An 18234-nucleotide genomic window follows, 5' to 3' on the forward strand; every position below is an offset into this window, starting at 1 on the left:
CATGATCGATCGGATCCGCGAGGACATCGCGGCCGCACGCCACCGCGACCCCGCTGCCCGCAGCGGGGTCGAGGTGGCTCTGCTCTACCCCGGGCTGCACGCCATCTGGGCGCACCGCCTGTGGCACGCGCTCTGGCGTCGCCGGCTGCGGTTCCCCGCGCGACTGGGTTCGCAGCTGACCCGCTGGCTGACGGGCATCGAGATCCATCCCGCCGCGCGGATCGGGCGCCGATTCTTCATCGATCACGGCATGGGTGTGGTGATCGGCGAGACCGCCGAGATCGGGGACGATGTGATGCTGTACCACGGCGTCACCCTCGGCGGCCGGTCGCACTCGCACGGCAAGCGGCACCCGACGCTCGAGGACGGCGTCGCGGTGGGTACCGGGGCGAAGATCCTCGGCCCCGTCCGCGTCGGAGCGCACAGCGTCGTCGGGGCGAACGCCGTGGTCACCAAGGACGCCCCACCGCACAGCGTGCTGGTCGGCGTGCCGGCGAAGCCACGCACCCGCCGCTCCGACGAGAGCACCAGGGCGCTGCTGGCAGCCCCCGACTACGTGATCTGACGCGCACCGTCCGAAGCGTCACTCCTTGGCGCGTCCGCCGTTCTGCACCGCACGGCGCAGGAACAGCATGGGCAGCAGCAGTGCGCCCAGCGCCGTCACGAGCCACACGATCACCGCGCCCAGCAGCCACGCCATGACGCCGTCGATGCGCAGTCCGCCGATGGGCAGCAGCACCACGACGATCAGAGCGATCAGGGTCGAGAAGATGCCGACGCCGCCCAGCAGCACCGGGGCATAGCGATGGGCGATCTTGACGACCCACGGGCTGAGCACGCTCTGCAGCACCGCGAAGACGAGCACGCAGATGACGAAGCCCCACCACTGGTCCCACAGGATGCGGAAGTCCGGCAGCAGCAGATCGGCAACCAGCAGGCCGAGGCCGGCCGAGACGACGAAGAGCACGCCGCGAATCAGCAGGTTGATCACGGGCTGAGCATAGCGCTGCCCGCGCCGGATCAGGCGTCGTCGCCGAGGGCGGCGAGCCGCGCCTCCTCGTCGGCCTGCACAGCCGATTCGATGATCGGGTCGAGTGCGCCGTCCATCACCTGGTCGAGGTTGTACGCCTTGTAGCCGGTGCGGTGGTCGGCGATGCGGTTCTCGGGGAAGTTGTAGGTGCGGATGCGCTCGGAGCGGTCCATGCCGCGGATCTGCGAGCGCCGCGCGTCGGATGCCGCGGCATCGAGTTCCTCCTGCTGCTTGGCCAGCAGTCGGGCGCGAAGCACGCGCATGCCGGCCTCGCGGTTCTGCAGCTGCGACTTCTCGTTCTGCATCGAGACGACGATCCCGCTCGGAACGTGGGTGATGCGCACGGCCGAGTCGGTGGTGTTGACCGACTGCCCACCCGGCCCGGAGGAACGGTACACGTCGATCTTCAGATCGTTCGGGTCGATCTGGATCTCCTCGGGCTCGTCGACCTCGGGGAACACCAGCACGCCAGTGGTCGAGGTGTGGATGCGCCCCTGCGACTCGGTGGCCGGCACGCGCTGCACGCGGTGCACGCCGCCCTCGTACTTGAGGTGGGCCCAGACGCCCTGCGCGGGGTCGGACGAGGAGCCCTTGATCGCGACCTGCACGTCCTTGTAGCCGCCGAGGTCGGACTCGTTGCGCTCGAGCAGCTCGGTCTTCCAGCCGCGGTGCGCCGCGTACTGGATGTACATCCGAAGCAGGTCGGCGGCGAACAGCGCCGACTCGGCACCGCCCTCGCCCGCCTTGATCTCCATGATCACGTCGCGTGCGTCGTCGGGATCACGCGGGATGAGCAGTCGTCGCAGCTTCTCCTGCGCGCCGGCGAGGCCCTCCTCGAGCGCGGGCACCTCCTCGGCGAACGCGTCGTCCTCGCGGGCGAGCTCGCGCGCCGCCTCGAGATCCTCAGAGGCCGAGGTCCACGCGTCGTACGCCGCGACGATGCGGTTCAGCTCCGCATACCGTCGGTTGACGCGCTTGGCGCGCGCCGCGTCGGCATGCACCGCCGGGTCGGAGAGCTCCTCCTGCACCCGGCGATGCTCCTCGATGAGGGACTGCACGGACTCGAACACGTCAGCCTCGAAGCCGGATCAGCGGATGCTGTTCTCGTGCGCGTGCGAGGAGCCGGTCGACGTCGGAGCCGGAATCGACTTCTGCATCTGCAGCAGGAACTCGACGTTCGAGCTGGTCTCCTTCAGCTTGCCGAGCACGACCTCCAGGGCCTGCTGCGGGTCCAGGCCCGCCAGCGCGCGGCGCAGCTTCCAGGTGATCTTCACCTCGTCCGACGAGAGCAGCATCTCCTCGCGGCGCGTGCTCGAGGCGTTCACGTCGACGGCGGGGAAGATCCGCTTGTCGGCCAGTGCCCGCGACAGGCGCAGCTCGCTGTTGCCGGTGCCCTTGAACTCCTCGAAGATCACCTCATCCATCTTCGACCCGGTCTCGACGAGCGCGGTGGCGAGGATGGTCAGCGATCCGCCGTTCTCGATGTTGCGCGCAGCGCCGAAGAAGCGCTTCGGCGGGTACAGCGCCGACGCGTCCACACCACCGGTGAGCACGCGACCCGATGCCGGTGCCGAGATGTTGTAGGCGCGGCCCAGACGCGTGATCGAGTCGAGCAGCACGACCACGTCGCGACCGAGCTCGACCAGGCGCTTGGCGCGCTCGATGGCGAGTTCGGCGACGGTCGTATGGTCTTCGGCAGGACGGTCGAACGTCGAGGCGATGACCTCGCCCTTGACCGTGCGCTGCATGTCGGTGACCTCTTCGGGACGCTCGTCGACCAGGACGACCATCAGGTGCACCTCGGGGTTGTTCTGCGCGATCGCGTTCGCGATCTGCTGCAGCACGATGGTCTTGCCGGCCTTGGGCGGCGCGACGATCAGGCCGCGCTGACCCTTGCCGATCGGCGCGACCAGGTCGATGATGCGCTGGGTCAGCTTCTCGGGTGCGGTCTCCAGGCGCAGACGCTCCTGCGGGTACAGCGGGGTGAGGCTGCCGAACTCGACGCGCTTCGCCGCGTCGTCGGCGGAGAGACCGTTGATCGAGTCGACCTTGACCAGGGCGTTGTACTTCTGGCGGCCCTGCTGCTCGCCCTCGCGCGGCTGCTTGATGGCGCCGACGATCGCGTCGCCCTTGCGCAGGTTGTACTTCTTCACCTGGCCGAGCGAGACGTAGACGTCGCTGGGACCGGCGAGGTACCCGGTGGTGCGCACGAACGCGTAGTTGTCGAGCACGTCGAGGATGCCCGCGATCGGGATCAGCACGTCGTCCTCGCCGATCTCGGTCTCGAACTCGTCGGATGCGCTGTTGCCGCCGCCGCGTCGCTTGTTGCGCTGACGCGAGCGACCGGAGGACTGCTCGTCATCCGAGCCGTCGCCGTGGCCGTTGCTGCTCTGCCCGGGGTTGCCCTGGCCGCTGTTCCCCCGGCCGCGGCTGCGACTGCGACTGCGGCTGCGGCCGCGACCGCCGCCTTCACCGTCGGACGAATCGCCGTCCGACGAGGATCCGCCGTCGGAAGAGCCGTCGCCCTTCGCGGAGTCGTCGCCGTTGTCGTCACCGCGCGACTTGTCGCCGCGCGAGCGTCCCGAGCGGGACTTGGACTTGCCGGCCTGCGGCTGGTCGTCCTCGGAACCTGCGGCGTCGCCCTCGCGCTTCTTGCCCTCATCGGACGATGCGTCGTCACCGGATGCGGGTGCGTCGGCCGACTCGGCGGCGGCTTCCGATGCGGTCTCAGCCGACTTCGCGCGACGGCTGCGCGTGGTGCGCTTGGCGGGGGCGTCGGCCGCAGCTTCCGCGCTGTCGCCGGACGACTCCGCCGGGCGCGTGTCGGTGGATGCGGTGTCTGCGGATGCCTCGGTCGCGACCGCCCCGGCGGCGGGGGTCTCGGCAGTCGCCTTTGCGCGGGACGCGCGCTTGCGCACCGGCTTGGCCGGTGCCTCGGCGTCAGCATCCGACGAAGGCGCGGACGGCGCGTCACCCACCGGCAGGTCGAGCGTCTCGGCATCGGCCTTCTTCGCACGTGAGCGGCGCGGGGCCTTCGCCTTCGGCGCCTCGGCGGCCGCAGCCTCGGAAGCGCCGCCGGTCGCGTCGGCCGACGCCGGTGCGTCCGCGGCCTCGGCCGCGGCAGCCGCCGACGCCGTGGTCGCACGACGCGGCGCCCGCTTGCGCACGGGCGCAGACTCGGTCGCGGGGGTGTCGGATGCGACCGACTCGGCCGCAGTGTCGTTCTGGGTCTCGGAGAAGTTCTCCACGAGTACTCCCTCATATGTCGTGGGAAATGAGCAATCCGGATGGCACGCGGCGAATGCCACGCGCATCACACGCGCCGACGCAGAGCGTCTTCCAGCCGGTTTCGGAATGATTCCAGGGGTCGCGTGCGGATTTCGCAGAAGCGCGATGGGGCGAGATTCACGAAGTTACGTGGAGCCCTCCGCTCTGTCCCTAACTGTACCACCCCGCACGTCGACGGCGAGCATGTGTGCATCCCAGGATGTGTCCGTCATGGCGTCGGCCACATCCACGGCGCGCTGTCTGGCACCCGGACCGTCGGCGAGCACCAGCACGCTGGGTCCCGCGCCCGAGACGACGGCCGCGAAGCCCGCGGCGCGCAGGGCCTGCACGAGACGCAGGGTCTCGGGCATGGCCGGGCCACGGTAGTCCTGGTGCAGACGGTCGGCGGTGGCGTCGAGCAGCAGCTCGGGGCTCTGCGTGAGTGCCGCGACCAGCAGCGCCGAGCGCGAGACATTGAACACCGCATCCTCACGCGAGACCTGCGGCGGCTGCAGAGAGCGCGCCAGCGAGGTCGACATCGTGAACCCGGGCACGAACACCACCGGCGCGACGCCGCGGTGCACGAGAAGCTTCTTGTGCTGAGGTCCGCGCTCACCGGTCCACGCGATCGTCAGGCCGCCGAACAGCGCCGGCGCCACGTTGTCGGGGTGCCCTTCCATCTCGGTCGCCAGGCGCAGCAGCGCGTCGTCATCGAGATCGACGTCCCCGGCGAGCAGCCCCTTCGCGATGAGGATGCCGGCCGTCACCGCGGCACCGGACGAACCAAGACCCCGGCCGTGCGGCACTCCGTTCACGGCGTGGATGCGCAGGCCGGGCACCTCGCGGCCGACATCGGCGTAGACGTGGGCGATCGAGCGGAACACCAGATTGTCGGCATCCGTCGCGATCTCCTCCGCCCCGGATCCTGCGACCTCGATCTCGAGCCGGTCGTCGTCGAAGGCCGACACCGTGAGCGTGTCGTAGACGCTCAGGGCGAGACCGAGCGTGTCGAAGCCCGGACCCAGGTTGGCACTCGTCGCGGGCACCGTCACGGTCACGCTGCGCACCGCATCGTCAGCGACGATGGGCGCCCCCACGACGGGCTCCATGTCAGCGGGAACGAGGGTGACTCCCACCGTCATTCCCCCTCGACGCGCAGCACCGAGACGACGCGCTCGACGACGTCACTGTCGGCGAGGCGCTCGACGGCGTCACGCAGCGCGCTGTCGGTGGCACGGTGGGTGCCGATGATCAGGCGTGCACTGGTGCCCTCGGAGCCGTCCTCGGCGAGGACCATGGTCTGCACGAGCGTCGCGACCGACACGTGACCGTCGCTGAGCAGTCCGGCGATCGTGGCGAGCACACCCGGTTCATCGGGGACCTCGAGGGTGATCTGGTACCGGGTCATCACGTGGCCGATCGACACGATCGGCAGGTTGGCCCTGGTCGACTCGCCGACGCCGGTGCCGCCGGCGATGTGCCGACGGGCGGCCGAGACGACGTCACCGAGCACGGCCGACGCGGTCTGCACCCCGCCGGCTCCGGCACCGTAGAACATCAGCGATCCGGCGGCCTCGGCCTCGACGAAGACCGCGTTGTTCGCACCGTGCACCGCCGCCAGCGGGTGTGAGCGCGGCACCAGTGCCGGGTAGACGCGCACCGAGATCGATTCCGTCCCGTCGCCGTCGAGTCGCTCGCACACCGCGAGCAGCTTGATGACGAATCCGGCGTCGCGCGCCTCCTCGATCATCGAGGCGGTGATCGTCGTGATGCCCTCGCAATGCACGGACTCGAGCGGAACCGTGGTGTGGAAGGCGAGGGATGCCAGGATCGCCGCCTTCTGGGCGGCGTCGTAGCCCTCCACGTCGGCGGTGGGGTCGGCCTCGGCATAGCCGAGTCGCTGAGCATCGGCGAGGACGTCCGCGAAGTCGGCGCCCTCGGTGTCCATCCGGTCGAGGATGTAGTTGGTCGTGCCGTTGACGATTCCCATGATGCGCACGACCCGGTCACCGGCGAGCGAGTCGCGCAGTGGCCGGATGATGGGGATCGCGCCCGCGGCGGCGGCCTCGTAGTAGACCGAGGCGCCCACCCGGTCGGCGGCCTCGTAGATCTCGGGCCCGTGCGTTGCCAAGAGGGCCTTGTTCGCGGTGACGACGTCGGCGCCGGATCCGAGCCCGAGCAGGATGTGCGAGCGGGCGGGCTCGATGCCGCCCATCAGCTCGATGACGATGTCGGCGCCGGTGATCAGCGTCTCGGCGTCGGTGGTGTACAGCTCGCGGGGCAGTTCGACGTCACGCGGGGCGTCGACGTCGCGCACCGCGATGCCCACCAGCTCGAGCCGTGCACCGGCGCGATCGGCGAGCTCGTCGCCGTGGCGCAGCAGCAGGGAGGCGACCTGAGAGCCCACGGCCCCGGCTCCCAGCAGCGCAACGCGAAGTCGTCGGTAGTCAGTCATCTGCGCTCCTCAGCACGTCGGTGTCTCGGGTGTGGATCGTTCGCACGGGCGCACCGCGGCTCACAGTGCGATACCCGCATCACGCGCCAGCAGGTCGCTCATGGTCTCGCCGCGCACGATCACGCGTGCGGCGCCGTCGCGGACAGCGACGATCGGTGGCCGCGCGACGTGGTTGTAGTTGCTCGAGAGCGGCGCGCAGTACGCGCCGGTCGCGGCCACCGCCAGCAGATCGCCGGGGGCGACGTCGCCGGGCAGATACTCGTGGTCGACCACGATGTCGCCTGATTCGCAGTGCTTGCCCACCACGCGCGCCAGCTGAGGCTGGGCGTCGCTGACGCGCGATGCGATGCGCGCGGAGTACTGGGCGCCGTACAGCGCGGGACGGGCGTTGTCGCTCATGCCGCCGTCGACGCTCACGTACCGCCTCGCACCGACGCCGAGCGCGACGTCCTTGATGGTGCCGACCTCGTAGAGCGTCACCCCGGCGTTGCCGATGATGGCCCTGCCTGGCTCGAACGACAGTGCGGGGATGCTGATGCCGCGCCGCTCACAGGCCTCGGCCACCGCGGCGACGATGCCCTCGGCCAGCTCGGCGATCGGCACGGGGTCGTCGACACGCGTGTAGGCGATGCCGAAGCCGCCGCCGAGGTTGAGCTGTGGGATCTCGCCCCCCTCGAGCAGCTGCTGGTGCAGGTCGAGCACGCGTGCGGCCGACTCCCGGAAACCGGCGACGCCGAAGATCTGCGAGCCGATGTGGCAGTGCAGACCGACGAAAACCAGCCCTGGCGTCTCGCGGATGCGTGCGACCGCGGCCGGCGCCTGTGCGAGGGGGAAGCCGAACTTCTGATCCTCATGCGCGGTCGCGAGGAAGTCATGCGTCTCGGCGTGCACACCGCTGTTGACGCGCAGCATGACGCGCTGCTCCGCTCCCCGCCTCGCCACGATCGTGGCGAGGCGTTCGATCTCGATCGTGCTGTCGATGATGATCGTGCCGACGCCCGCCTCGACGGCGCGCTCGAGCTCTGCCGTCGACTTGTTGTTGCCGTGGAAGCCCAGCAGTGCGGCATCCGCTCCCGCCAGCAGCGCGACCTGCAGTTCGCCGCCGGTGCAGACGTCGACGCGCAGGCCCTCTTCCAGCATCCACCGCACGATCGTCGTGTTCAGCAGCGCCTTGCCCGCGTAGTAGACGTGCGCGGTCGTGCCGTGCGCGGCTGCCGCGGCGTCGAAGGCGTCGCGCAGCGCACCGGCGCGACGGCGGACCTCGCCCTCGTCGAGCACCTGCAGGGGCGTGCCGTGAGCGCGCACCAGCTCGCCGGCGGCGACGCCGCCGATCACCAGCTCGCCATCATCGGTGCGCCGGACGGAGACCGGCCACACCCCGGATGCCAGATCGTTGGCGTCGTCGGGGGTGACCAGCCATTCAGGGGCGGGTGAGGCGGAAGCGGAATGCACGGAGCACCAATCGTCTTGCGGGATCTTCGCGGGGCCGCTGTTCGTGGGGCTTTTCGGGCCGACGACGCACGGCGAGGATGACCCCGATTCTAGGGCACTCCCGCGATCGAACCCGCGCGGAAGTCATCCACGCAGACGACGCTCAGCGCAAGCCCCCGGGACGCGACGGCGCCCCGCGTTATGGTGAGGAAGATGGGCAGTTCACCGAGTTCCCCACCTCCCCCATCCGGCTCCGGAGGGTTCGCACGAGCGCGAGCCGCCCTGATCCGCTGGCTGCTGCGCCGGCGTCTCGTGCGGGCGGCACTGCTGTACAGCAGCCGACGCGGCCCGATGCTCGCCGACGCGGTGACCTACCGAGCGCTGTTCAGCGTGTTCGCCGGTGTGCTGCTGGGTTTCTCCGTCGTGGGACTGTGGCTGTCGCAGAACGACGCCGCCTGGGACGCCGTGGTCGGGGCCGTCGACTCGGCCGTACCGGGTCTGCTCACCACCGACGACAGCGCCGGGATCGTCGACCCGGATGCCATCCGCGCGCCCGCGGGTCTGACGATCGCCGGCGCGATCTCGATGGTCGGCCTGATCGGATCGGCGCTGGGCGCGATCGGATCGCTGCGTACGGCCCTGCGCACGATCGCCGGCACCGTCGCATCCGACATCGCGTGGTACTTCATCATTCTGCGCAACCTGCTGCTGGCGGCACTGATCGGCGCCTCGTTCGCCGCCGCGGCCGCGCTCACGTTCTCGAGCGAGCTGATCGTCGGCGCCCTTGCGGACGCGCTCGGTCTGCACCGTGACTCGGCGATCGCGTTCTGGACGACGCGGGTGCTGTCGCTGCTGGTCGTACTGGCTTTGAACGCGGTGCTGGTGGCGGCGGCGTTCCGCATCCTCGCCGGCCTGCGCGTGTCGGCGCGCTCGCTGTGGGGCGGCGCGCTGCTCGGCGCGGTGGCGCTGCTGGTGCTGCAGGAGCTCTCGAGCCTGTTCGTCGGCGGCGCGCGCGCCAATCCCCTGCTGGCGTCGTTCGCCTCGCTGCTGGCGCTGCTGCTGTGGCTGAACCTCTCCGGGCAGGTGATCCTGCTGTCCGGTGCGTTCATCACGGTCTCGGCTCGCCAGGAGAGCGACCGCGTCTCGGCGAGATTCGGCGCCGACACCCTGGCCGAGGCGACCCTCAGACGGGCCGAGGAGGACGTGCAGTCCGCTACTGCGGCGCTGCGCGCGGCCCAGCAGGCGGTCGCCGAGGAGCGCGGCCCTTCGACAGGCTCAGGGGCCCGGTAGGTTCAGGGGCAGGTGCCGGGGTCGAGCAGCGTCTCGTCGACCGCGATGCGGCCGTCGGCCGTGATGTCGGCCACGACGGCCGTGCCTTCGATACGCAGCCCGGTGAGGGTGATCCCGGCGGGAAGCTGGTCGGCGATGCACACGCGCTGCGGGCCCGCGAGTGCCTCGCCGACTCCGCCCAGCAGCGCGGCGAGGCGCTGCAGGTCGACCTCGTTGCCGGCGACCTGTGCCGACACGGGGGTGAGCATCACGTCGCCGTCGTCTGCGGCCGGCGTGAGGGTGAGGGCGAGCGCGATCTCGCGCCCGAACACGGGGATGCCGCCGTGCACGGTCACATCGGGCTCGTCCAGCGTGATCTCGCTGACCGGAAGCTCGGAGCGCTCGAGCAGCGAGGCGAACTGCGACTGGTCGATCGAGATCGTGCCACCGGCTGAGCCCAGGGCTCCCCCGCGCAGCGGCACATCGGTCGCGGTGACGTCGGCCGCCCCGGTGATGCCGCCGATCGTGACGGCGTCCGACGACAGGTCGAGCCGCTCGAGGGATCCGCCGATCAGCTGGGGCAGCAGGATGCCCGATGCCTGCACGTCGAGCTGCTGATCGGCCGGCAGATCGAGCTCGTCGATCACCAGGCTGCGCACCGTGCTCGGCACGATGCTGCGTGCGATGATCTCGGCGGCCACGACCAGCACGGCAAGCAGCACGACCACGATCAGCACGACCCACGGCCAGCGGGCCCTTCGTCGTGGACGCTGCGCGGCGAGCCCGGTGGCCATCACGTCACATCCGTTCCGGTGCGGAGACGCCGAGCAGGCCGAGGCCGTTGCGCAGCACCTGTCCGGTGGCGTCGTTCAGCCACAGCCGGGTGCGGTGCACCGTCTCGAGCGGATCGTCGCCCTTGGGGATCACCCGGCAGTTGTCGTACCAGCGGTGGTACAACCCGGCGAGCTCTTCGAGGTAGCGGGCCACCCGGTGCGGTTCGCGCACCTCGGCCGCGAAGCCGACGATGCGCGGGAACTCCTGCAGCGCGCCCAGCAGCGCACTCTCGGTCTCGTGGGTGAGCAGCTCGGGGGCGAACTCCGAGCGGTCGACACCCGAGTCGGACGCGTTGCGGGCGACGTTGTGCGTGCGGGCGTGCGCGTACTGCACGTAGAACACGGGGTTGTCGTTCGTGCGCTTCTGCAGCAGCTCCGGATCGAGGTCCAGCGGCGAGTCGGCCGGCGACCGCTCCAGCGAGTACCGCAGCGCGTCGGCGCCCAGCCAGTCGAGCAGGTCGTCCATCTCGATGATGTTGCCGGCGCGCTTCGACAGCCGGGCACCGCCGATCGAGACCATCTGTCCGATCAGCACCTCGATGTTCTTCTCGGGATCCTCGCCGGCTGCACCGGCGACCGCCTTCAGTCGGTTGACGTAGCCGTGGTGGTCGGCACCGAGCAGGTAGATCTTGTTCGTGAAGCCTCGGTCGCCCTTGTTCAGGTAGTACGCGGCGTCAGCGGCGAAGTAGGTGTACTCGCCGTTCGAACGGCGGATGACGCGGTCCTTGTCGTCGGTGAAGTCGGTGGTGCGCACCCAGATCGCACCGTCCTCGTCGAAGACGTGACCCTGCTCGCGCAGGCGTCCGAGCGCACGGTCGATGAGGCTGGGGCTCCCGTCGCTGCCTGCGGCGTGCAGGGTGCGCTCTGAGAACCACACGTCGAAGGGCACGTTGAACCGCTCGAGCGAGTGCTTGATCTCGGCGAGCTGGTACTCGTACGCCTGGTCGCGGGCCACCACCAGCTGCTCGTCGGCGGGCAGCTCGAGCAGACCGGGGCGCGCCTCGAGCACCCGGCGCGCGAGCTCGGCGATGTACTCCCCCGGATATCCGCCCTCCGGCGTCGGTTCGCCCTTCGCCGCCGCCAGGACCGACCGCCCGAAGCGGTCCATCTGCACTCCGGCGTCATTGATGTAGTACTCGCGCACGGCGTGCGCACCGCTGGCCAGCAGCAGCCGCACGATCGAGTCGCCGAGGGCCGCCCAGCGGGTGTGAGCGATGTGCAGCGGACCGGTCGGGTTGGCCGAGACGAACTCGACGTTCACCGAGACTCCCGTCTGCGTGTCGTTGGTGCCGTAGGCGTCACCGGCGTCGACGATCGTCTTCGCCAGGGCGCCCGCGGCACCGGCCTCGAGACGGATGTTGAGGAAGCCGGGACCGGCGACCTCGGCCGAGGCGATGCCCTCGACGCCCGCCAGTCCGTCGGCGATCTGCTGCGCCAGTTCACGCGGGTTCACCCCCAGTCGCTTCGCGAGACGCATCGCGACGTTGGTCGCCCAGTCGCCATGATCCCGGTTGCGGGGGCGCTCGATGACGACGTCGGATGCCGTGATCGCGAGGTCCTCGTCGGGACGTCGCTCGGCCGCGATCGGGGCGAGGACGGCGAGGACGGCGGCGGAGAGGGATGCAGGACTCATATCCGCTCCAGTCTATGTCTCGCGCCCGTCGGCCGACGGTCAGCGGAAGGCGCTGATCGACACGGTGAGGCGGTCGAGGATCGCCGCGTCGGGCGTCCCGCCGGCCGCGCGCACGGCGAGCATCGCCGCGCCGACCGCACCGTCACCCACGGGTCGCAGCTCCAGGCCTTCGGCGCGCTCGCCCAGTCGGGCCAGGAACGCCTCCCGCACGGGCCCGGTGCGCGAGAGCACACTCCCCCCGACCACGAGCGGCCCTGGTCCGGCGAGCACCGCCGAGAGCGTGTCGGCGAGATGGATGCCGGCCTCGGCGAGGATGCCCGAGGCGACGGCATCCGATTCCTCGAAGGCGAGCGGGGCGAGCCCGGCGAGTTCGATCGGCGGGCTCGCGTACAGCAGGCCGACGAGACGTTCGAGTTCGTCCGGTCTGCCCTCTCGGCGCTGCACCGTGCGGGCGAGTCCGTGATGCGCGAGCACACGATCCGTCAGCGCGGTGCGGGGACCGGTGCCGTCGAGATCCTGCACCGCGGCCCGTGCGATGGAGTGCCCGATCCAGAAGCCGCTGCCGCGGTCGCCGAGCAGCCAGCCGAGGCCGTCGCCGGTGCCGTCGATGCGGCCGGCCCGCACCCGGATGACGCAGGCGCCGGTGCCCGAGACGAGCGCGTATCCGAAGTCCGCCGCGCTGCCGCTGAAGTAGGTCGCGAGCAGATCCGCTTCGAAGGACAGCACACCGGTGAAGCCCTCGGCGACCAGTCGGTCGCGCAGCCACGCGTCATCGCCGGAGGCCCGCATGCCGGCCATCGCCGCCACGACGTGCGACACCTCGCTGAGTTCACGTCCGGCGATCGCCAGAGCGGCGCGCACGGCTCCCAGCACCCCTTCGGCCGCGAGATCGGGCCCCGCGGAGATCGGATTCCCGCGCCCCCCGACCCCGTAGCCGAGGCACTGTCCCCGGTCGTCTGTGAGCAGCGCCCTGGTGGATGTCCCACCGGCATCGATGCCGATCAGGATCGGTTCGTGATTCATTTGTGATCTCGTCCTGTTTGACGTTTTCGTCGCGTGAGAATAGTTTTCATTCCAGCAGGAATCCCGGTCAAGACGGCGGGGGTCACTTCGCAAGAAGCTGGAGGCAATGGTGCCACGGACGACACACGACGGCAACGGCGGCGGCATGACGATCGCCCGCCGTATCGCGGCGGGACGCCGCGCGATGCCCGCGGCGATGAGCAAGATCGCCGACGTCGTGTCCGAGAGCCCTGCGGCGCCGGTGGAGCTGACCATCACCGAACTCGCCGAGCGCGCCGGCACCTCCCCCGCCACCGTGACCCGCTTCTGTCGGGCGCTGGGCTTCGACGGCTACACGCAGTTCCGCGTCGGCGTCGCCAGCGAGATCGGCCGCGGCGGTGCCGACCAGAGCTGGCAGGCCGACATCGGCCAGGAGTTCGGTGCGGAGGATGAGGCCGGCAAGGTGCTGCAGACGCTCGTCGCCCTGCATGTCGAGAATCTCGAGACCACCGCGGACCACCTCGACCTCGACAACGTGCTGCGCGTCGCCGATGCGATCGCGGCGAGCCGGCATGTCGACATCTACGGCGTCGGCGGCAGCGGCGTGATCGCCCGCGAGTTCCAGGCCCGGATGTACCGCATCGGCATCAACGCGCACAGCTGGTCGGATGTGCACGAGGGACTGACCAGCGCCGTCATGCAGGACGAGTCCTCGGTGGCCATCGGGATCTCGAGCACAGGTCGCACCGAGGAGACGGTGCAGATGCTCTCGCAGGCACGCGCATCGGGTGCTTTCACCGTCGCCATCACGCACGACACCGATTCGTGGCTCGCCGGGCTCGCCGACGTGTCACTCGCCACCGCCGAGCCCACGCCCTACCTGCGCCCCGACGACCTGTCGGTCAAGCACTCGCAGCTGCTCGTGCTCGACCTGCTGTATCTGCTGGTCGCCCAGCAGACCTTCGGGGTGGCCACCACGCACCTCGCTGCCAGCGCGATGGCCGTCTCGGGCCACCGCCGCGTCGCCAAGACACCGCGGACGCCCGCCCCTCAGGAGGAGAACCGATGAGCGCCACCCCGACCGATCTGCTGCGAGAGGCCACGACCCGGCTCGACCGACTCGCGAACGACGCCGAAGCCGGCGCGCTCGACGAGGCGATCGCCCTGATGGTCGGCGCCCTCGACGCCGGCGGGGTGCTGCACGCGTTCGGCACCGGCCACTCGGAGGCGTTCGCGATGGAGATCGCGGGACGTGCCGGCGGACTGATCCCCACGAGCAGGTTCAGCCTGCGCGACATCGTGATGTACGGCGATCGCGACCTCGAGGTGCTCGGCGGCGAGCCGCCACTCGAGCGCCAGCCGTGGGTCGTCGACGAGCTGATGGCCACGGTGCCGGTGCACGCGCACGATGTCTTCCTCATCGCGTCGAACTCCGGCGTGAACGGCTCGATCGTCGGCACCGCGCTGTGGGCGAAGGAGCGCGGTCACCGTGTCATCGCGGTGACGAGCCTCGAGCACACCGTACGCGTCGAGCCGAAGCATCCCAGCGGCAAGCGCCTGAGCGAGGTCGCCGATGTCGTCATCGACAACCTCGCCCCGTACGGCGACGCCACGCTCGAAGTGGCCGACGGCGTCGGCGCCGGCGCCATCTCGTCGATCACCGCCGCCTTCATCGCGCAGCTGCTGACGCTCGGCGTCGCCCGCACGATCGCGGCACGCGGCGAGACTCCTCCGATGTACATCTCCGCCAACATTCCCGGCGGCGATGAGCACAACTCCGTCCTCGAGGACCGCTATCGCGGTCGCATCCGACGGGGAGCCTGACCCCTGAACCCACCCTGGGTCCCTGCGCTCGTCGAAGGGCCCCTACCCCTACACAGATCACACAACAACGGAAGGTAATGAGATGGAACTCAACGAAGCATCCATCAGCCGTCGCAACCTGTTGCGCGGCGCGGCCGCCGCGGCGATCCTGCTGCCGTTCGGCGCCACCCTGGCGTCGTGCGCGGCACCAGGCGGAGGCGGCGGAGGCGACGACAAGCCCGCGGGCGAGGTCACCTCCGACAACCCGTTCGGCGTGGCTGCGAACGCCACGGTCGACGCGGTCATCTTCGACGGCGGCTACGGCATCGACTACGTCGAGAACGCCGCGAAGATCATGGAGGGCAACGAGGGCCTGGACGGCGTGACCGTCAAGGTCTCGGCCTCGACCAAGATCGCCCAGGAGCTGCAGCCGCGGTTCGTCGGCGGCAACCCGCCGGACCTCATCGACAACTCGGGTGCCAACTCGATCGGCTGGAACACCATCCTCGACCAGCTCGAAGACCTCACAGAGGTGCTCGAGTCGAACAACCTCGAGGGCACGAAGATCGCCGACACGCTGTTCGACGGTGTGAAGGCACCGGGCACCTTCGGCGACAAGTTCGCAGCCATCAACTATGTGTTCACCACCTACGCGCTGTGGTACTCGGGCAGCCTGTTCGAGGAGAACGGCTGGGAGGCTCCCAAGACCTGGGACGACCTCGAGACGCTCGGAGCCGCTGCCAAGGAGAAGGGCAAGTACCTGTTCCTGTGGGGCAAGGAGGCCGCGACGTACTACCAGACCTTCGTCATCGACTCCGCCGTCATCCAGTCGGGTGACGACGTGCGTCTGCCGCTGGAGAACCTGGAGGAGGGATGCTGGTCGCACCCGACCCTGCAGGCGATCCTCACCAAGTTCCACGGCATGATCCAGGCCGGTTACGTCAAGCCCGGCGGTGGTGGCACGCAGTTCACCCAGGCACAGGCGCAGTGGAGCCTCGACCAGGAGGCGCTGCTGTACCCGTCCGGCTCGTGGATCGAGAACGAGATGAAGGACACCACGGCGGAGAATTTCCAGATGAAGGGTGTGCGCGAGACGCCCCTGGATGGCAACGCCACCACCCCCGCAGGGTACATGCGCGCGGAGGCCGGTGAGCCGTTCATCGTGCCGAGCAACTCGAAGAACCCGGCCGGCGGCAAAGAGCTGCTGCGCACGATGCTGTCTCAGGAGGCCGCTGCCGCATTCTCCAAGAGCAAGCTCGCGCCGACGGTGGTCAAGGGCACCGTGCCCGACGATGGATTCGGGTCCACCGCGCTCGTGTCGCAGGTCGAGATGATCGACGCCGCCGGCGCCGGGATGTTCACGATCAAGTCGACCAACCTGTACGGCATGAACTCCGACCAGCTGCCCATCTGGAACTCGTTCCTCGCGGGTGACATGTCGGTCGCCGAGATCACCAAGCAGCTGCAGGCGCTGGTCGACAAGATCCGCAACGACAGCTCCATCGAGAAGATCGAGATCAAGTGACCTCGCAGGCCACCACTGGTGGTCCCGAGCTGCAGACCGCTGCGGTGACTGCAGCACGCACGGGGCGGCGCAAGCCGCCCCGTGCGGGGGTCCCGCGCAAACTCACGTTCGACTACGTGTCGTTCCTGATCGTGTTCCTCGGCTTGCCGCTCGCGATCTTCCTGATCTTCGTGATCTCGCCGTTCGTCCAAGCCGTCTACTACTCGATGACGAACTGGACCGGCTTCTCGCCGAACATGGACTTCATCGGCGTGCAGAATTTCGTCAAGCTCTTCCAGGACACGACCTTCCTTCAGGCGATGGGCAACAACGCCCTTCTGGCGATCGTCGTGCCGCTGATCACGCTTTCGATCGCGCTGATCTTCGCGAGCATGATCACCGTCGGCGGACCCAGCCACGGCCAGGTGCGCGGCATGAGAGCATCGAGCTTCTACCGCGTCGTGTCCTTCTTCCCGTACGTCATCCCGGCGATCGTCATCGCGATCCTGTGGAACATGATCTACACTCCGACCGGCCTGCTGAACGGACTGCTGGGGCTGATCGGCATCGATACGAACCAGTACGCCTGGCTCGGCGACGAGCGCACGGCGATGGGCGCCACGATCTTCGTGATCGTGTGGAGCATGGTCGGCTTCTACATGGTGCTCTTCGTCGCGGCGATCAAGGGCATCCCCTCGGAGACGCTGGAAGCCGCACGCATCGACGGTGCCGGTCGCTTTCGCACGGTGATCTCGATCCTGCTCCCGCAGATCCGCGACAACGTGCAGACGGCGTACATCTACCTCGGCATCCTTGCTCTCGACGCGTTCGTGTACATGGCAGGACTCAACGCCACCGGCGGTCCGGGAAACAGCACCCTGGTGATGAGCCAGTACCTGTTCCGCACGGCGTTCGAGAAGGGCCAGTTCGGTCTGGCCAGCGCCATGGGTGTCGTCCTGGCCGTGCTCACGCTGCTGTTCGCCGCCATCGTGGTCGGCCTGTTCCGCCTGATCGGCGGCAAGGATGAGGGAGGACGCGCATGAGCACCGACACGCGCGCCGCGGTCACGATTGACCGTCGTTCGGCTTCGAACAAGGACATCCGCACACCGAAGGACAGCGGCGGCGACAAGTGGGTCGGCGGCGTCTCACACGTCATCCTGGCCATCTGGTCGATCGTCGTCATCCTGCCGATGCTGTGGACCCTGATCGGCTCGTTCAAGACGACGAAGGAGATCTTCGCCTCGCCGTTCGGGCTGCCGGCGGACTGGAGCTTCGACAACTACGTCAACGCCTGGGTGAAGAACAACTTCGGCCAGATGTTCCTGAACACCGTCATCGTCGTGGGCGTCGCCCTCGTCCTGGTGATGATCCTCGGCGCGATGTGCGCGTACGTGCTCGCGCGGTTCTCGCTGCCGGGCAGCCGCGTCATCTACTACCTGATGCTCGCGGGGCTGACGTTCCCGATCTTCCTCGCCATCGTCCCGCTGTTCTTCATCCTGCAGGGTATGGGACTGCTGAACACGCTGCCGGGTCTGATCATCACGTACGTGGCGTTCGCGCTGCCGTTCACGGTGTTCTTCCTCTTCTCGTTCTTCAAGTCTCTGCCCTACGAGATCCAGGAGGCCGCGTATGTGGACGGCGCCAGCGAGTGGCGCACGTTCTTCCAGGTGATGCTGCCGATGGCCAAGCCCGGCATGGCGGCGATCGCGATCATGAACTTCCTCGGCCTGTGGAACCAGTTCCTGCTGCCGATCTCACTGAACACCAACCAGGACAACTACGTGCTGTCGCAGGGTATGGCCAGCTTCGCCTCGGCGGCCGGCTATCAGGTGGACTTCGGCGCGATGTTCGCCGCGGTCATCATCACCATCGTGCCGGTGCTGATCGTGTACATCCTGTTCCAGCGTCAGCTGCAGGGCTCGGTGTCGCAGGGCACCTCCAAGTAGCGCCCATGGCATCAGATCGGTCGCCCCTGCCCGCTTCGGCGGCGCAGGGGCGACCGGCG

The 18234-nt window shown here is 69.2% G+C and carries 16 protein-coding genes; 7 read left to right on the forward strand and 9 right to left on the reverse strand.

The window, feature by feature from the left end; genetic code table 11:
* Position 1: 1 nt before the first annotated feature.
* The gene (epsC, locus tag WDU99_RS10980; protein ID WP_337332506.1) at positions 2-565 is read left to right on the forward strand and encodes a serine O-acetyltransferase EpsC; all 564 of its coding nucleotides are present in this window, start codon (positions 2-4) and stop codon (positions 563-565) included.
* An 18-nt stretch (positions 566-583) separates the two neighbouring features.
* On the opposite strand, the gene WDU99_RS10985 is transcribed toward epsC, so the two are convergent.
* The 6 genes from WDU99_RS10985 to lysA form a co-directional block, all read right to left on the reverse strand.
* Positions 584-991, reverse strand: a complete 408-nt coding sequence (locus WDU99_RS10985) for a hypothetical protein (RefSeq protein WP_337332507.1) — start codon at positions 989-991, stop codon at positions 584-586.
* A gap of 29 nt (positions 992-1020) precedes the next feature.
* Positions 1021-2100 carry a peptide chain release factor 1 gene (gene prfA, locus WDU99_RS10990; RefSeq protein WP_337332508.1) on the reverse strand — a complete coding sequence of 360 codons (1080 nt, stop codon included), beginning with the start codon at positions 2098-2100 and terminating at the stop codon, positions 1021-1023.
* Between the two features lie 18 nt (positions 2101-2118).
* The gene (rho, locus tag WDU99_RS10995) at positions 2119-4278 is read right to left on the reverse strand and encodes a transcription termination factor Rho (protein ID WP_337332509.1); all 2160 of its coding nucleotides are present in this window, start codon (positions 4276-4278) and stop codon (positions 2119-2121) included.
* Between the two features lie 165 nt (positions 4279-4443).
* A complete protein-coding gene (gene thrB, locus WDU99_RS11000; RefSeq protein WP_337332577.1) occupies positions 4444-5406 on the reverse strand; it encodes a homoserine kinase in 963 nt (320 codons plus the stop codon).
* Positions 5407-5435: 29 nt separating this feature from the next.
* Positions 5436-6752: a homoserine dehydrogenase gene (locus tag WDU99_RS11005; protein ID WP_337332510.1), complete on the reverse strand. Its 1317-nt coding sequence runs from the start codon at positions 6750-6752 to the stop codon at positions 5436-5438.
* 60 nt (positions 6753-6812) lie between these two features.
* Positions 6813-8204 carry a diaminopimelate decarboxylase gene (gene lysA / locus WDU99_RS11010; protein WP_337332511.1) on the reverse strand — a complete coding sequence of 464 codons (1392 nt, stop codon included), beginning with the start codon at positions 8202-8204 and terminating at the stop codon, positions 6813-6815.
* A 192-nt stretch (positions 8205-8396) separates the two neighbouring features.
* Here lysA and WDU99_RS11015 point away from each other — a divergent pair, with 192 nt between their 5' ends.
* Positions 8397-9473 (forward strand): YhjD/YihY/BrkB family envelope integrity protein, encoded by a 1077-nt coding sequence (locus tag WDU99_RS11015; RefSeq protein ID WP_337332512.1) that lies wholly within the window; start codon positions 8397-8399, stop codon positions 9471-9473.
* A 2-nt stretch (positions 9474-9475) separates the two neighbouring features.
* On the opposite strand, the gene WDU99_RS11020 is transcribed toward WDU99_RS11015, so the two are convergent.
* From WDU99_RS11020 to WDU99_RS11030, 3 genes are read right to left on the reverse strand one after another with little or no spacing between them, the layout of a single operon-like run.
* Positions 9476-10246 carry a DUF2993 domain-containing protein gene (locus tag WDU99_RS11020; RefSeq protein ID WP_337332513.1) on the reverse strand — a complete coding sequence of 257 codons (771 nt, stop codon included), beginning with the start codon at positions 10244-10246 and terminating at the stop codon, positions 9476-9478.
* A gap of 4 nt (positions 10247-10250) precedes the next feature.
* Positions 10251-11918, reverse strand: coding sequence for an arginine--tRNA ligase (gene argS / locus WDU99_RS11025; RefSeq protein ID WP_337332514.1), 1668 nt, complete (start codon positions 11916-11918; stop codon positions 10251-10253).
* Positions 11919-11957: 39 nt separating this feature from the next.
* Positions 11958-12941, reverse strand: a complete 984-nt coding sequence (locus WDU99_RS11030) for an N-acetylglucosamine kinase (protein ID WP_337332515.1) — start codon at positions 12939-12941, stop codon at positions 11958-11960.
* A gap of 109 nt (positions 12942-13050) precedes the next feature.
* Here WDU99_RS11030 and WDU99_RS11035 point away from each other — a divergent pair, with 109 nt between their 5' ends.
* The 5 genes from WDU99_RS11035 to WDU99_RS11055 all read left to right on the forward strand — a co-directional run bounded on the left by WDU99_RS11035 (position 13051) and on the right by WDU99_RS11055 (position 18175).
* Positions 13051-13989 carry a MurR/RpiR family transcriptional regulator gene (locus WDU99_RS11035; protein ID WP_337332516.1) on the forward strand — a complete coding sequence of 313 codons (939 nt, stop codon included), beginning with the start codon at positions 13051-13053 and terminating at the stop codon, positions 13987-13989.
* A complete protein-coding gene (locus tag WDU99_RS11040; RefSeq protein ID WP_337332517.1) occupies positions 13986-14744 on the forward strand; it encodes an SIS domain-containing protein in 759 nt (252 codons plus the stop codon). Before WDU99_RS11035 ends, WDU99_RS11040 begins: the two co-directional genes overlap by 4 nt.
* A gap of 82 nt (positions 14745-14826) precedes the next feature.
* Positions 14827-16248: an N-acetylglucosamine/diacetylchitobiose ABC transporter substrate-binding protein gene (gene ngcE, locus WDU99_RS11045; RefSeq protein WP_337332518.1), complete on the forward strand. Its 1422-nt coding sequence runs from the start codon at positions 14827-14829 to the stop codon at positions 16246-16248.
* Between the two features lie 44 nt (positions 16249-16292).
* Positions 16293-17270, forward strand: coding sequence for a carbohydrate ABC transporter permease (locus tag WDU99_RS11050; protein ID WP_420064007.1), 978 nt, complete (start codon positions 16293-16295; stop codon positions 17268-17270).
* Entirely contained in the window at positions 17267-18175 is a 909-nt protein-coding gene (locus tag WDU99_RS11055) for a carbohydrate ABC transporter permease (protein ID WP_337332520.1), read from the forward strand. Before WDU99_RS11050 ends, WDU99_RS11055 begins: the two co-directional genes overlap by 4 nt.
* Positions 18176-18234 lie beyond the last annotated feature (59 nt).

The organism is Microbacterium bandirmense, from assembly GCF_037204185.1.
GTDB lineage: Bacteria > Actinomycetota > Actinomycetes > Actinomycetales > Microbacteriaceae > Microbacterium > Microbacterium bandirmense.

Excerpts from the sequence above, each read along its gene's own strand:
- argS (WP_337332514.1), bottom strand. The coding sequence starts at position 11,918 with ATGAGTCCTGCATCCCTCTCCGCCGCCGTCCTCGCCGTCCTCGCCCCG.
- WDU99_RS11015 (WP_337332512.1), top strand. The coding sequence starts at position 8,397 with ATGGGCAGTTCACCGAGTTCCCCACCTCCCCCATCCGGCTCCGGAGGG.
- WDU99_RS11040 (WP_337332517.1), top strand. The coding sequence starts at position 13,986 with ATGAGCGCCACCCCGACCGATCTGCTGCGAGAGGCCACGACCCGGCTC.
- ngcE (WP_337332518.1), top strand. The coding sequence starts at position 14,827 with ATGGAACTCAACGAAGCATCCATCAGCCGTCGCAACCTGTTGCGCGGC.
- WDU99_RS11020 (WP_337332513.1), bottom strand. The coding sequence starts at position 10,246 with ATGGCCACCGGGCTCGCCGCGCAGCGTCCACGACGAAGGGCCCGCTGG.
- WDU99_RS11055 (WP_337332520.1), top strand. The coding sequence starts at position 17,267 with ATGAGCACCGACACGCGCGCCGCGGTCACGATTGACCGTCGTTCGGCT.
- thrB (WP_337332577.1), bottom strand. The coding sequence starts at position 5,406 with ATGGAGCCCGTCGTGGGGGCGCCCATCGTCGCTGACGATGCGGTGCGC.
- epsC (WP_337332506.1), top strand. The coding sequence starts at position 2 with ATGATCGATCGGATCCGCGAGGACATCGCGGCCGCACGCCACCGCGAC.
- WDU99_RS11030 (WP_337332515.1), bottom strand. The coding sequence starts at position 12,941 with ATGAATCACGAACCGATCCTGATCGGCATCGATGCCGGTGGGACATCC.
- WDU99_RS11005 (WP_337332510.1), bottom strand. The coding sequence starts at position 6,752 with ATGACTGACTACCGACGACTTCGCGTTGCGCTGCTGGGAGCCGGGGCC.